General features: G+C 70.1%; 13 protein-coding genes and 2 pseudogenes. 3 read left to right on the forward strand and 12 right to left on the reverse strand.

Annotated elements, in window-relative coordinates:
* The 9 genes and pseudogenes from Q1K70_RS11685 to Q1K70_RS11725 form a co-directional block, all read right to left on the reverse strand.
* Positions 1 to 813: pseudogene (locus tag Q1K70_RS11685) on the reverse strand (hypothetical protein); the annotation flags it as partial.
* 184 nt (positions 814 to 997) lie between these two features.
* Positions 998 to 2,698: a single-stranded-DNA-specific exonuclease RecJ gene (gene recJ, locus Q1K70_RS11690; protein ID WP_300159579.1), complete on the reverse strand. Its 1,701-nt coding sequence runs from the start codon at positions 2,696 to 2,698 to the stop codon at positions 998 to 1,000.
* Between the two features lie 159 nt (positions 2,699 to 2,857).
* On the reverse strand, positions 2,858 to 3,718 hold the full coding sequence (locus Q1K70_RS11695; RefSeq protein ID WP_300159582.1) for an HDOD domain-containing protein: 861 nt from the start codon (positions 3,716 to 3,718) through the stop codon (positions 2,858 to 2,860).
* On the reverse strand, positions 3,715 to 4,584 hold the full coding sequence (locus tag Q1K70_RS11700) for a tetratricopeptide repeat protein (protein WP_300159585.1): 870 nt from the start codon (positions 4,582 to 4,584) through the stop codon (positions 3,715 to 3,717). Before Q1K70_RS11700 ends, Q1K70_RS11695 begins: the two co-directional genes overlap by 4 nt.
* Before the next feature lie 88 nt (positions 4,585 to 4,672).
* Positions 4,673 to 5,302, reverse strand: coding sequence for a guanylate kinase (gmk, locus tag Q1K70_RS11705; protein WP_300159587.1), 630 nt, complete (start codon positions 5,300 to 5,302; stop codon positions 4,673 to 4,675).
* On the reverse strand, positions 5,292 to 5,552 hold the full coding sequence (locus Q1K70_RS11710; protein ID WP_300159590.1) for a DUF370 domain-containing protein: 261 nt from the start codon (positions 5,550 to 5,552) through the stop codon (positions 5,292 to 5,294). The genes gmk and Q1K70_RS11710 overlap by 11 nt, the downstream gene beginning before the upstream one ends.
* 27 nt (positions 5,553 to 5,579) lie before the next feature.
* A complete protein-coding gene (locus Q1K70_RS11715) occupies positions 5,580 to 6,461 on the reverse strand; it encodes a YicC/YloC family endoribonuclease (RefSeq protein WP_300159593.1) in 882 nt (293 codons plus the stop codon).
* Positions 6,446 to 7,024, reverse strand: coding sequence for a DUF4416 family protein (locus Q1K70_RS11720; RefSeq protein ID WP_300159596.1), 579 nt, complete (start codon positions 7,022 to 7,024; stop codon positions 6,446 to 6,448). The genes Q1K70_RS11715 and Q1K70_RS11720 overlap by 16 nt, the downstream gene beginning before the upstream one ends.
* Positions 7,021 to 8,331 (reverse strand): MiaB/RimO family radical SAM methylthiotransferase, encoded by a 1,311-nt coding sequence (locus Q1K70_RS11725; RefSeq protein ID WP_300159599.1) that lies wholly within the window; start codon positions 8,329 to 8,331, stop codon positions 7,021 to 7,023. The genes Q1K70_RS11720 and Q1K70_RS11725 overlap by 4 nt, the downstream gene beginning before the upstream one ends.
* Positions 8,332 to 8,431: 100 nt before the next feature.
* Here Q1K70_RS11725 and Q1K70_RS11730 point away from each other — a divergent pair, with 100 nt between their 5' ends.
* From Q1K70_RS11730 to Q1K70_RS11740, 3 genes are all read left to right on the forward strand, one after another.
* The gene (locus Q1K70_RS11730; RefSeq protein ID WP_300159602.1) at positions 8,432 to 8,590 is read left to right on the forward strand and encodes a hypothetical protein; all 159 of its coding nucleotides are present in this window, start codon (positions 8,432 to 8,434) and stop codon (positions 8,588 to 8,590) included.
* Positions 8,591 to 9,074: 484 nt separating this feature from the next.
* Positions 9,075 to 9,809: a hypothetical protein gene (locus Q1K70_RS11735; protein WP_300159605.1), complete on the forward strand. Its 735-nt coding sequence runs from the start codon at positions 9,075 to 9,077 to the stop codon at positions 9,807 to 9,809.
* 361 nt (positions 9,810 to 10,170) lie between these two features.
* Entirely contained in the window at positions 10,171 to 10,581 is a 411-nt protein-coding gene (locus Q1K70_RS11740; RefSeq protein ID WP_300159608.1) for a MucR family transcriptional regulator, read from the forward strand.
* A gap of 169 nt (positions 10,582 to 10,750) precedes the next feature.
* On the opposite strand, the gene purE is transcribed toward Q1K70_RS11740, so the two are convergent.
* The 3 genes and pseudogenes from purE to Q1K70_RS11755 form a co-directional block, all read right to left on the reverse strand.
* Positions 10,751 to 11,248 (reverse strand): 5-(carboxyamino)imidazole ribonucleotide mutase, encoded by a 498-nt coding sequence (gene purE, locus Q1K70_RS11745; protein WP_300159611.1) that lies wholly within the window; start codon positions 11,246 to 11,248, stop codon positions 10,751 to 10,753.
* 2 nt (positions 11,249 to 11,250) lie between these two features.
* Positions 11,251 to 12,531, reverse strand: a complete 1,281-nt coding sequence (gene purD / locus Q1K70_RS11750) for a phosphoribosylamine--glycine ligase (protein WP_300159614.1) — start codon at positions 12,529 to 12,531, stop codon at positions 11,251 to 11,253.
* A gap of 185 nt (positions 12,532 to 12,716) precedes the next feature.
* Positions 12,717 to 12,950 (reverse strand): annotated as a pseudogene (locus Q1K70_RS11755) (hypothetical protein); the annotation flags it as partial.

Consider the following 12,950-nt stretch of genomic DNA (forward strand, 5'->3'; position numbering starts at 1 on the left):
GCCGCCGGCCCACCAGTAGGCGTTCTGGGCGTTGCGCATGCCGGTGGGGGTCAGGAAGGTGCCGGCGGACAGCAGGCTGTCGGCGAAGGTCGAGTTGGGGCCGTAGGAGCCGGCGGTGAAGTAGTTGGCGCTGCGGCCGGCTACGGCGATGGCGCCGTACGGGGTGGCCTTGAAGCCCTCGACGGTGATGGGCAGGGCCAGGGTGTACAGGTCGAGCTCGTCGGCCTGCTGGGTGGTGGTGGTGTCGAAAGTCCGGTTCTTGTCCAGCATGCGGGCGTAGGACGCGACGACGGACAGGGTGTCGGCGATCAACGGGGTGTTGATGACCAGGGCGGCGGCGCGGTCGCCGCCGTAGATCACGGAGTCGGTGAAGAAGGCGTTGGCCGGCAGGGAGTAGTCCTGCAGGCCGGCGGTCACCTCGGTGCTGCAGTTGGGAATCTTGAACTGCAGGAAGGCCTGGTAGACCTGGACGGCCGCGCTGGGGTTGGCGGCGGTGAAGGTGCCGTGGCCCCAGACGTCCTCGACCTTGATGCCCAGGCGGAACTTCACGGCCTCGTTGGCCACGAAGTCGGTGCGCAGGCGGAAACGTTCCCAAATTTGGAAACGATCCTCGGTCTGCTTGCCGGCGCCGGTGTAGGTCGGCGTATTGCTGTCCCAGGTGCCGGAGTTCCAGCCAGTGAAGTTCTGGTTGGCGTTGAAAGTGCCGTAGACGATGGCGTCGCCGACCATCTTGACTTCGGTGGCGGCGGACGCGCCAAGGGCCGAGCCCAGAAGCAGGGCGGCCGCAATGGCCAGAATGCCGAAACGTTTCATGAATCCTCCCTCCTTGACGTGATCTGTTTCCCTTGCCGAACGGCCGTCATGGAGGACTTTGGCTGGCGAAGCCAAGTTTACCATGACGGCGCAAAACTACGCGATTGTTACGAAATCGAGCAAGGCGGGAGTCGGTATTAACATACTGAAATTACTTGCCTAGAAATTACAGATTGGAAAATGTTCAGCAAAGGTCTTCCCGAACGTCGCGCAGGCGAAGCTCGATTTCGGGGATGCCGGAGAAATACGACATTTTTGGCGTATAAGCCACGCGCACCGCCCGGCCCTCCAGACGGTCGGCCACGGCGTCGGCCATGCGCCAGGCCTTGCCGCGAAGCGTCACGCCGGCGGCGGCGTCGCGCAGCGACACGGCCAGGTGGTTGTCGCCGAAGACGCGTCGCGACGTCACGGACACGGGCGGCGAGGCGAAAAGCGGTTCCGGATTGCCGCAGCCGAAGGGCTCGAGCAGCCCGAGCTCGCGCACGAGGGTCGACGTGACCTCGCCGAAGGACAGCTCGCCGTCCAGGCGCAGGTTCGGCGGCGGCACCTCGGGCCCGATGGCCCGGGCCGCGGCCGCGTCGAAGGCGGCGGCCAGGGCGTCCAGGTTTTCCGGCGCGAGGGACAGGCCCGCCGCCTGGCGGTGGCCGCCGAAGCCGTTTAACACCTCGGCGATTTCGCACAAGAGCCCGTGCAGGTCGCAGTTCTCGATGGAGCGGCCCGAACCCTTGAGCAGGCCCTTGGCCGGGTCGCTGGTGAGGATAAGGGTGGGGCGGTTTCGCCGCTCGGCCACGCGCGAGGCCACGATGCCGATGACTCCCTGGTGCCAGTGGGGGGCGTAAAGCGTCAGGCCGAAGCGGTCCGGGCAGGCCTCGGCCTGGGCCATGGCCTCGGCCAGGATGGCGTCCTCCTCGGCCCGGCGTCGGGTGTTTTCGGCGTCGAGCTCGGCGGCCAGGGGCCGGGCCGTGTCCAGGTCCGGGGCCAGGAGCAGGGACAGGGCCGCGTCCGGCCGGCCCATGCGGCCGGCGGCGTTGATGCGCGGAGCCAGGCCGAAGGTCACCTGGGAGGCGGTGAGCGCCGCCTTGGGGTTGTGGTTGCAGACTTCCTTGAGGGCGTGGATGCCCGGGCGCGGCGCTTCGGCCAGAAGCAGCATGCCGTTTTTGGCCAGGATGCGGTTCTGGCCGCCAAGGGGCACCACGTCGGCCAGGGTGCCGAGCGCCACCAGGTCGAGGAGGCGGCGCACGTCGGTGGGCTCGCCCGGAAGCAGCCGGTTGACGGCGGCGGCCAGGAAAAAGGCCACGCCCACGCCGGCCAGGTCCCAGCCAGGCCCCTCGGCCAGCTTGGGATCGACCACGGCGTCGGCCGGCGGCAGCTCGGGACCGGGCAGGTGGTGGTCGGTGACGATGACGGTCAGGCCCAGCTCCTTGGCCCGGGCCACCTCGGCCAGGCCGCCGATGCCGCAGTCCACGGTGACGAGCAGGCGCGCCCCGGCCGCGGCCAGTTCCTCGATGCCGGCCGTGTTGAGGCCGTAGCCCTCGGCGGCGCGCTCGGGCAGGCGCCACAGGGGGGCGTGGCCCCGGGAGCGCAGGAAATCGACCAGCAGGGCCGTGCCCGTGATGCCGTCCACGTCGTAGTCGCCCCACACGGCCACGGTGTCGCCGGCGGCAAGGGCGCGGGCGAGCAGGGCGGCGGCCTCGGTCAGGCCCGGGATGGCCGCCGGCGGCATGAGCCGGCGCAGGCCCGGCGACAGGTAGGCGTCCATGTCCTCGGCCGTGGTCAGGCCCCGGCGGAAAAGCAGGGCGGCGATGGCCGGGGAGATGCCGAGCGCCTCGGCCATGGCCAGGGACGGGGCGTCGCCGCTTGGCGGCAGGATCCAGTTCTTGCGCAAGGGGAACTCCGGATAAAAAGTCATGATGCCCCGGCGGGACGGGCAAGGCAAGCCCGGCCGCCTGGCGCCGCGCCGTGGAAAATACGTCGGAAAATCGAGGCGGGATAACTCTTCCGGTGCTGCCCGGAGTGCGGCCGCGGCACTTCGCGGGGACGAGGCTCAGGCCAGGGCGGCGGCCAGGGCGGCGGCGTCGCGGGCGGCCAGGGCCGTCTCCACGCATTCCCGGGCCTCGGCCAGGGACAGGCCCAGGTCGCCGGCCAGGCCGGGGTCCGGGGCGATGCCTGGCTGGGGCGTGGCCGTGGCCTCCCGGGCCAGGGCGTCGGCCAGGCCGAGCAGGGCGCAGGGCAGGGGCCGCTCCGGCGCGGCTTTTGGCGCGTGGTGCCAGTTGACGGGTTCGGTCAGGGCCTCGGGCAGGTTCCAGGAGCGAAGCACCATGCCGCCGATGAGGCCGTGATCCAGGCCCCAGTGGCGCTCCTCGGCCTCGTGCCAGGGGAGGTCCTCGGTCGCGGCCAGGGCCGCCTGGGCCCGCCAGTCCTCGGGCCGGTACAGGGCCGTGAGCAGCTTGCCCAGGTCGTGGAGCAGGCCGGCGGTGAAGGCGTCGTCGGGGTCCATGGCGGCGGCGGTCCGGGCCAGGGCCCGGGCCGCGCCGGCCACGGCCAGCTGGTGGTCGAGATAGGGGGCGAAGGCGAAGCCCTCGGGCAGGGGCCTGACGTCGACCAGGCCGCGCATGCCCAGGGCCAGCACCAGGGAGCGCACCTCGCGAAGGCCCAGCACCGCCACGGCCCGGCCCACCGTGGCCACCTGGGCCTGGAGCCCGTAATAGGCGGAATTGGCCATGGCCAGAAGGCGGGCGGAAAGCCCCTGGTCCTCGGTCACGGCGGCGGCGATGGCGTCGATGGGCGACAGCCCGTCCTCGCCGGTGAGCGTGAAGAGCCGGGAGAGCAGGTCCGGGGAATAGGGCAGGTCGTTTTTGACCGACGGCAGTTCGAGCAGGAAGCGCTGGCCGCGTTCCTGGGTCATGAGGGCTGCTCTTCCTCCCCTTTGTCGGGCGCGTCGGCGGCGGCCTCGACCTGGGGCAGGGACGGCCCCTTGGCCAGGCCCTTCTCCTCCAGGTAGGCGGCGAAACGTCGGGATTCGGCGTGGTTGGGATTGAGCACCAGGGCCTTTTGCAGATACTCCATGGTCCTGGCGTAGTCCTTCTTGTCGAAGAAGGCCCGGGCGATGTTGAACATCAGGTGGTCGTCGCGCACGGCAAGGTTCTCGGCCCGCTGGTAATAGTCCAGGGCCTGGTCGAGCATCCTGTTCTTGCGCAGGTTCATGCCGAATTCGTTGAAAAGGTGCTTGTGCTCCTTGTCGAAGGAGGCGTCGAGGCGCACCAGGCGCTGGAAGATGTCGTCGGCCTTGTTGGCCTCGCCCCGGTCCAGGTAGGTGAGCCCCAGACCGAAGTTGGCCCGGATGTTCTCCTCGTCCACGGCCAGCGCCTGGCCGAATTCCAGCTCGGCGCTGAAGATCTCGCCCTTCTCGCGGTGCCTCTCGCCCTTCTGGATGACCATGTTGAGTTCGCGCAGGCGCGGATAGACCGTGGAGACGTAGAATTCCGGTTCCGGGGAGAACTTCTCCAGCAGCTCCTCCAGGCTGATGCGGCGTTTGGGGCCGGAGGGCACGTAGTTCTTGTTGAGCGGCTGGATCTCCAGGACGTGCCCGGCGTCCTCCTCGACGAACCAGTACATCTTCTGGATGGTGCGCCGGGTCGTGGTGCCCGTGCCCACTTTCTGGATGGCCTGGGTGGAGAAGATGCCCTTGATGCGCTCGCGCTTGGCGCCGGCTTCCTCGTCGGGCCTGGCCGCGGGCTGTCGCGGGGCGTTGCTGTCCTGGTCGTGGCTCATGGAATCCCTTGCCTGGAAAATCCTTTTTTCGACAGTAACCGCAAACCGCAAAACGGGTCAACGCCTCCCGCGACGCGGCCCGGCCGCTCTAGATGGCCGCCTCCCATTGGGCGAGGAGCTCGGGCAGCAGGCGGGGATGGCGGCACGGCCGGCGGCGCTCGGCCATGTACACCGCCCGCAGGTCGGCATAGGCCCCCTCCAGGTCGGCGTTCTCCACCCAGTAGTCGAACAGCGGCGCGTCGGCGAGCTCCTTGGGCGCGGCGGCGAGCCTTTTCGCCACCACCTCGGGCGAATCGGTGCCGCGCGCCGACAACCGCCGCGACAGCTCGGCCCGCGACGGCGGCAGGATGAACACGTAGGCCCCGGCCCCGAGGCTTTGCCGCAGCTGGGCCGCGCCCTGGACGTCGATGTCGAAGAGCACGTCGCGTCCGGCGACCAGGGCGGCGCGCACCGGCTCGAGGGGCGTGCCGTAGAAGTTGCCGTGCACCTCGGCCCACTCGGCCAGCTTGCCGCCGTCGCGCCAGTCGAGAAACGTCTCCCGGTCCAGGAAGTGGTAGTCCACCCCGTCGAGCTCGCCGTGGCGGGGGGCGCGGGTGGTGGCGGAGACGGAGAAGGAGAGGTTGGGGAATTCGGCGCACAGGCGCCTCACCAGGGTCGACTTGCCCGTTCCGGACGGGGCGCACACGACGAGAAACAGTCCCAGGCGTTCAGCCGGCATGATCGTCCTCCTCCACGGCGAAGCGGGCGCTCAGGGTCTCGGCCTGGATGCCCGACAGGATCACGTGGTTGGAATCGGTGATGATGATGGAGCGGGTCTTGCGGCCCTGGGTCGCGTCCACGAGCCGCCGGTCGTTTCTGGCTTCCTCGCGCAGGCGGCGCATGGGCGAGGAGGCCGGGTTGACGATGGCCGTGACGCGGGCGGCGGCCACGAAGTTGCCGAAACCGATGTTGAGCAGTGCCTGGCGCATGGTCCCTTCCTTGGCGGCCGAAGACGGCTACTCGAGATTTTGCACCTGTTCGCGGCATTTTTCCAGCTCGGCCTTGAAGTCCACGACCAGGCGGCTGATGTCCAGGTTTTGCGCCTTGTTGCCGCAGGTGTTGATCTCGCGGAAGGCCTCCTGGACCAGGAAGTCGAGCTTTTTGCCGATCTCGCCGCCCTCGCGAAGGAGCGCCTCCAGGCGTTCGAGGTGGCCGGAAAGGCGCGTGAGCTCCTCGGACACGTCGAGCTTGTCGGCCAGGATCGCCGTTTCCTGGAGCAGGCGGTCCTGGGCCGGCTCGATGCCGGCCTTTTCCAGCACCTGGGCGATGCGGGCGGCCAGCTGCTCCATCTTTTCCGTTTTGACCGCGGGCGCGGCCGCGAAGATGGCCCCGCGCCAGCCGGAAAGCGTGGCCAGCCGGGCCAGCAGGTCGTCGGCCAGGGCCCGGCCCTCACGGGAGCGGGCGTCGTTGAAGTCGGTCAGCGCCAGGCGCAGGCCGTGGCTTAAGGATTCGAAAAGCGTGGGATCGGGCTCCACGGCCTCCTCGCTCCACAGGTGGGAAAGCCCGAGCAGCCGGTTGAGGTCCGGGGCGAAGGCCAGGCCGCGGGCCCGGGCCAGGGCGTCCAGCTCGTCGAGCATGGCCCCGGCCAGGCCGGCGTCCAGGGTGGCCTTCCACATGTCCGTGCGCTTGGGGGTGAATTCCAGGTGGACTTCCAGGCGGCCGCGCGCCACCTGCTCGCGCACGACGCGCTCCAGGGCGGCTTCGCTGGGGCGCAGGAAAAGGGGCAGACGCCACTTGAGGTCGAGAAAACGGCTGTTGACGCCGCGCACTTCCCAGACTTGCGTGTAGGCGTCTGTCTCGACGAGGCTTTTGCCGAATCCGGTCATGCTCTTGGGCATGGGGGCTCCTTGCGGGAATGTGTGAGGGACGCGGCCTCCCGGAGGTCCCGTCGGTAGCGGCGGCGGATGTCGCTCAGGATGTCCTGCATGTCCGGGGAGGCGTAGTCGGGAAACGTCCACGGCAGGGTTTGCCAGGAGCCGGCCTGAAACACAAGGGTCAGGTCGGCGAAAATGCCGGCCCCCAGGTAGACGCGGTGGGTGAAGTTCTTGCCCGTGGCCAGGACGAGGCGCTCCTGGGTGAGCAGCCCCGGGTCGAGGTTGACGCGGCGGCGGCCGTCGTCCCGGGCCAGCTCCTTTTCCAGGGCGTTGGCGATGAGCTTGACTTCCCTGAGAACGCCCTGGGGCACGAGGCGGGCGAAGGCCAGCACGCGGCGGGAAAGCGGCGTGCCGAGCTCGGCGTCGTAGTAGCCGGTGTGGCTGAAGGGCCGGGCCGGGAAGGCGATTTCCGCCGGGCCGAAGCGGGACTCCAGCGTCGCCACGACCCGGGGCCAGACCTCGGGCAGCACGGCCGAGAGCACCGAGCAGACGAGCTTGGCCGGAAGCGGCTCGTGGGGCTCGCTCACGGCCGCGTCCCGTCGGGGAGGGGGACCACGCGCAGCATGCGCCCGTCCGCGCCCACGGGCCGGGCCGCCACGATGGCCCCGAGGGGCGCGGCCACGGGAGCCTCGAACAGGCAGTCCACGTACTCGCCGCAGGCCCCCACGGACGGCTCGGTCCGCTCCAGGGCCACTTCCACCCTGGGGACCCGGGAGAGCCTGTCCAGGAAGTCGCGGCTCTTGGTCTCGGCCAGCTCGCGCAGCCGCCTGGCCCGCTCGGCCCGGACCGGCTTGGCGATCTGCCCGGGCAGGGCCGCCGCCCTGGTGCCCGGCCGGCGGGAGTAGGGAAAGACGTGGGCGTAGGTCAGGGGCAGGGCGTCCAGAAAGGCGGCCGTGGCCTCGAAGGCCGCCTCGGATTCGCCGGGAAAGCCGGTCAGCACGTCGCAGCCCAAGGCCAGGGTCGGCCATTCCCGACTTAATCTGTCCACAAAAGAGGACACGCGCCGGGCGTCGTCCGGCCGGCGGCCCATGGCGGCAAGGATTTCCGGATCGGCGCTTTGCAGGGACACGTGCAGGTGGGGGCTGACGCGGCGGCAGCGCACGAGGGTTTCCAGGCCCACGTCCGTGAGCATGTCCGGGTCCAGGGAGCCCAGGCGCAACCGGGCCGAGCCCGGCGGCTCGTCGCCCAGGCGGGCGTCCAGGGCGGCCAGCAGCTCCCAAAAGCTGCGTTCCGGAGACAGATCACGGCCCCAGTGGCCGAGGTTGATGCCCGTGACGCCGATTTCGCGTCGGCCGGAGGCGAGCAGGCGTCCGGCCTCGGCCAGGACCTCGGGGAGCGGCCGCGACACCGACGGCCCCCGGGCGGCGGGCACGATGCAGTAGGAGCAGCCGTGGGAGCAGCCGTCCTGGACCTTGAGCAGGCCGCGTGCCCGGTCGTAGCCGGTCACGGCCAGGCCGGGATAGGCCTCGGCCGGGCGCGGGGCGGCGCTGTCCGGGCCGAAGGGATGCCTGGCTAAATGGGCCTTGTCCGGAACCACGGCCGCGCCGAGGCCGGCCAGGGCGGCCGGGCTCACGGCGGCGGCGCAGCCCGTGGCCACCAGGCGCGCCCCGGCCGGGGTCTCGCGGGCGAGGTTGCGCAGGAGCCGGCGGCTTTCGGCCTCGGCCCTGGCGGTGACGGCGCAGGTGAGAAGCACGGCCAGGTCGGCCTGGCCGGGATCGTCGGTGCGGGACAGGCCCAGGGCCTGCCAGGCCTCGGCCAGGGCGCGGGCTTCGTACTGGTTGACCTTGCAGCCGAGCGTCCCCAGGTAAAAGCGCGGGGCGCGGTCGTTTCGCATGCAGGGCGCATAGCAGAGGCCGGCGGCGGGGTCCATGGCGTGCGGGAACGGGGATTGCTTCGTCCTGGCCGCAGGGAAAACAATTCCCAGGGAGGCGGCCATGCGCAAGCACGTCATCGTTTTGTTCGACATCCTGGTCCTGGCCGGTTTCGGGGTCTACATGGCCATGAGCGTGTGGCGGTTGCCCGAGGAGCTGCGGCACAAGCTCTTCGCCGCTTCCCTGGGCATGCTGGCCCGGCTGACCGGCATGACCGGCTGAGGCCGGTTTTCGTAACCGTAGAAGTTCATGAGACAGTTGCGGATCAAGCCGGTCCTCGCCTCCTTCGCCCGGCGACGCCTGGCGGCGTAGTGCCGGCGTTTCCGGCTCCCCTTCGCCGCCGCGGCACGCGACGGCCCAAGCTCCGGTCGGGGCCGAGGCCGATTGCCTTGCGCGGACACCGCCCGTTCCTCAGATCTTCCGGTATGACCATGTCCGTGTCGGCGTTGCGCCCGGGCACGCGGCAAGGTTTTCCGCTTCTCGCTGCGGCATTGGCGCGGCGACGCCGTCGCGCCGTCGCGGTTACGGCATGACGCCAGGGGCGATTTTTTTCGTATTTTTTGTCCTGAAAAAAGGACAAAAAAGCCGTTTTCAATTGCCCGTCCCGCATAAAGGACAAGCCTCCTTCGCTATCCTCCTGGATAGAATAGATTTCGGTTTGGACCGATTCTTGGATTCCATCAGGCAAACCGATCGAAGGACAACCATGGCGCACACGCTCTTTCAATGGCCCTTTCCCGAGATGCAGGCCGGACGGCGGTCTGCGGACGCGAGTTCCCCCTTGCGGGGCGAAGTGCTTTTCCGCGCCCTGGTGGAGATCCGTTCCGGCGTGGTGGCCGGCATCGAAACCGTCCAGGCCCGCGAGGTGGGCGGCGACCAGCTTTCCTCGCGGCGGCCGGCTTCCCCGGACCGCATCCTGGCCCCGGACGCCCGGGCCCTGCTCGGCCTTGGGGCGCGGGGCGACGCCGCCTACCTGGTGCGCGCCGGTCTGGACATGCGGGTGGAGCGCATCGGCGCGGCCTACGGGGTGACGCCCGGGCGCACCATCCTCATGTTCGACGTGGGCGAACTGCTCCGGGAGCCGTCGCGGGCGCTCGAACTGCTCGTCGCCTGCAAACGGGCCGGAGCGCGCATCCTGCTCGACAATTTCGACCTCGACACGCCGCCGGCCCGGTTCATGGAAATGCTGCCGGCCGACATCCTGCGCGTCTCGCCGGGCCGCATGCCCTGGCACTGGGACGAGGCCAGGCGTGGCCAGGCCCTTCGGGAGGCCCTGGCCTTCGCCGGAAACCTGCTCATGGACGTGGCCGTCGAGGACGCCCGCGCCGAGAGCCGGCGCACGGCCTACAAGCGCCTGGGCGTGCGCTACGTCCAGGGCGCCTGGCGCAGGGACGACGGCGCGGGGAGCGCTTCCCCGCCGCGCCTGGCGGCCGAAGGATAGCTAGGCCCGGCCCGCTCGTTCCGGGGGCCGAAACAATAAACGCGGTATTTCCCCTCCGTTTCCCGGAGGGGTTGCGGCGTGGGGAAGGTCCGCCTGCCCTCGGACTTTCCCTGCCGCCGTTTTTCCCGGTCCCGACCCGGGGAAGGCGTGACGGGACCGGTGCGCAGGGCTCGGACCGCCACGGCCATGCGGGTCGCCGGTGCGGCGCGGATACGCCGCCGCGCCTCCGGACTGCGGGCGGCGTTGCGTTGCCTGCGCGGCGGCCAGGGCTTTTCGCCCATTGTTGCATCAAAGCTTGTCGGCCGTGCCGGGAAACGGCATGGCCCCGTCGTCGTATCGCTTTCGCGATGAAGGAGAATCCATGGACGATTGTTTGAAAGAAGCCTTGGAGATCGTCAAGGCGCAGGCCAGCGTCAGGAACATGACCGAAGAGGAGATCAGCTCCATGGTGCGTCGCCTTTCGGACAGCATCCGCAGCCTCCTCTCCGGGGGACCGGCCGAGGAAGCCGCCGAGAAGGATGTCCAGACGCCGGCCGTGGATCCGAAAAAGGCCGTGCGCGAACGCAGCATCATCTGCCTCGAATCGGGCAAGTCCTTCAAGATCCTCACCAAGAAGCACCTGAGCAAGTTCGGCTTGACCCCGGACGCCTACCGGGAGAAGTGGGGATATCCCAAGGGCATGCCCCTGGTATGCAAGGAGTTGCAGCGGGAGCGCCGCAAGAAGATGAAGGAAATGAAGCTCTGGGAAAAGCGCGTGAAAAGCGCCGCCTAGCAGCCTGTCCCCTCACGAAGGATACGGCCGTATCCTTCGCCTATGCGGCCCCTCGGAGGCGTCGTCGCGGGAAGGCTTGCGCTCGGATTTCCGCAACGCGCCTGGAGGGCCGAAAACGAAAAGCCCGGACGCCTGTCCGGGCTTTTTCGTTTGTCCGTGGCGGCCCGGATCAACCCTTGTTGCCGAGCTTGGCCGCGGCCGTTTCCACGTCCTTGGCGAAGCCCTCCCGGGCGGCGGCGATGCGGCCGGCCAGCTCGGGGTCGGTCAGCGACAGGATGGAGGCGGCCAGCCAGGCGGCGTTTTTCGCCCCGGCCCCGTCCAGAGCCACCGTGGCCACCGGGTAGCCCGGCGGCATCTGCACCGTGGACAGCATGGCGTCGAGGCCGCCCAGGGCCGAGCCGGAAGCGGACAGCGGCACGCCGATGACCGGCTTGACCGTGCGGGCGGCCACCGCCCCGGCCAGATGCGCCGCCAGGCCGGCGGCGCAGATGAACACCTGGCAGCCGGCGGCCTCGCACTCGCGCAGGAGCCGCTCGGTGCGCTCCAGGGTGCGGTGGGCCGAGGTGACGGTGAAGAGGTGGTCGATGCCCAGCGAATCGAGCACCTTGGAACAGGGACGCATCTTCTCCTCGTCGGAGATGGAACCGATGAAGATGGCCACGCGCATGATTATCCGTCCTCCCGCTTGAGTCCTTTGTCGCCGATGTCGCGGCGGTAGAAAGCGCCGTCGAAATGAATCTTGCCGCAGGCCGCGTAGGCCGTCGCCTTGGCCGCCGCCAGGCTCTCGCCAAGGGCCGTGACCCCGAGCACCCGGCCGCCGGAAGTCACGACCCGGCCGCCGTCGCGGCGCGTGCCGGCCTGGTAGACCGCCACGGCCGGGTCCGCCTCGGCCGCCGCGATGCCGGTGATCTCCATGCCCTTGGGATAGCCGCCCGGATAGCCCGGCGCGGCCATGACCACGCACAGGGCGCTTTGGGGCGACCAGCGCACGAGCCCGGGCGAGAGCGTCCCCCCCCGGCAGGCCAGGAGCACGGCCGGCAGGTCGCTTTCCAGACGCGAGAGCAGGGGCTGGCATTCCGGGTCGCCGAAGCGCACGTTGTATTCGAGGACCTTGGGCCCGGCCGCGGTCATCATGAGGCCGGCGTAGAGGATGCCGGTGAAGGGATGGCCGCGCCGGGCCATCTCCCGCAGGATGGGGTCGATGACCAGGGCCATGGTCGCGTCGTAGCGGTCCGGGGGCAGGATCGGGGCCGGGCAGTATGCGCCCATGCCGCCGGTGTTGGGTCCCTTGTCGCCGTCGAAGACGGCCTTGTGGTCCTGGCAGGCGGTCATGGGCACGGCTTTTTCGGCGTCGCAGCTGGCCAGGAACGAGGCCTCCTCGCCGATGCGCGCCTCTTCCACCACCACCTTGGCCCCGGCCTGGCCGAAGGCCCCCTTGACCAGGGCCTCGTCGATGGCCGCGAAGGCCTCTTCCCGGGTCGCGGCCACGGTCACGCCCTTGCCGGCGGCCAGGCCGTCGGCCTTGACCACCACCGGCGCGCCGACCTTCTCCACGTAGGCCCGGGCCGCCTTGGCCTCGGTGAAGGCCGCGTAGGCGGCGGTCGGCACCCCGGCGGCGGCCATGACCTCCTTGGCGAAGGCCTTGCTGCCTTCGAGCCCGGCGGCGTAGGCGTCGGGACCGAAGCAGGGGATGCCGGCCGTTTCCATGGCGTCACGGATGCCGGCCACCAGCGGCGCTTCGGGGCCGGCCACCACCAGGTCGACGCCCCGGTCCTTGGCCAGGGCGACCAGCCCCGGCACGTCGGCGTCGGAAACCGGAACGTTCTCGCCGACCTCGGCCGTGCCGCCGTTGCCCGGCGCGGCCAGCACCGCCGACACGTCCGGGCTCTTGACGAGGGTGCGGGCCAGGGCGTGCTCCCGCCCGCCCGAACCGACCACGAGTATGCGCATGAGGCGTCTCCTTGCGGCAGGGACAGGGAAGCTTCCGGCGGCCAGGGCGCTGCCCTGGACCCGCCGGGGGGCGTCACGCCCCCCGGCCCCCCCGAAAGGGGGGAGTCCTCGCCGCACCTGCCGTGCAGTCTTTGGGAAAGGAAAAAACTAGCGGGAAAGCCGTGGAAAGGCAAACGCCGCGGGCGTCAGGCCAGGGCCGGCCGGGCCTGGCCGTCCTGGCCGAGCTCGCGCATGAGCCCATTGAGCTCCTGGGCCTGCCGGGCCACGTCGGTCACGGCCTGGGCGGATTGCGCCATGGCGTCGGCCGTTTCCGAGGCGATGCGGCTGATGGACTCGATGGAGCGGCCGATCTCCTCCGAGGTGGAGGACTGCTGCTCGGCCGCCGTGGCGATGGCCCGGACCTGGTCCCCGGCCGTCTC

Origin of the sequence: Solidesulfovibrio sp., from assembly GCF_029978005.1 — a bacterium.
Classification (GTDB): Bacteria; Desulfobacterota; Desulfovibrionia; order Desulfovibrionales; family Desulfovibrionaceae; genus Solidesulfovibrio.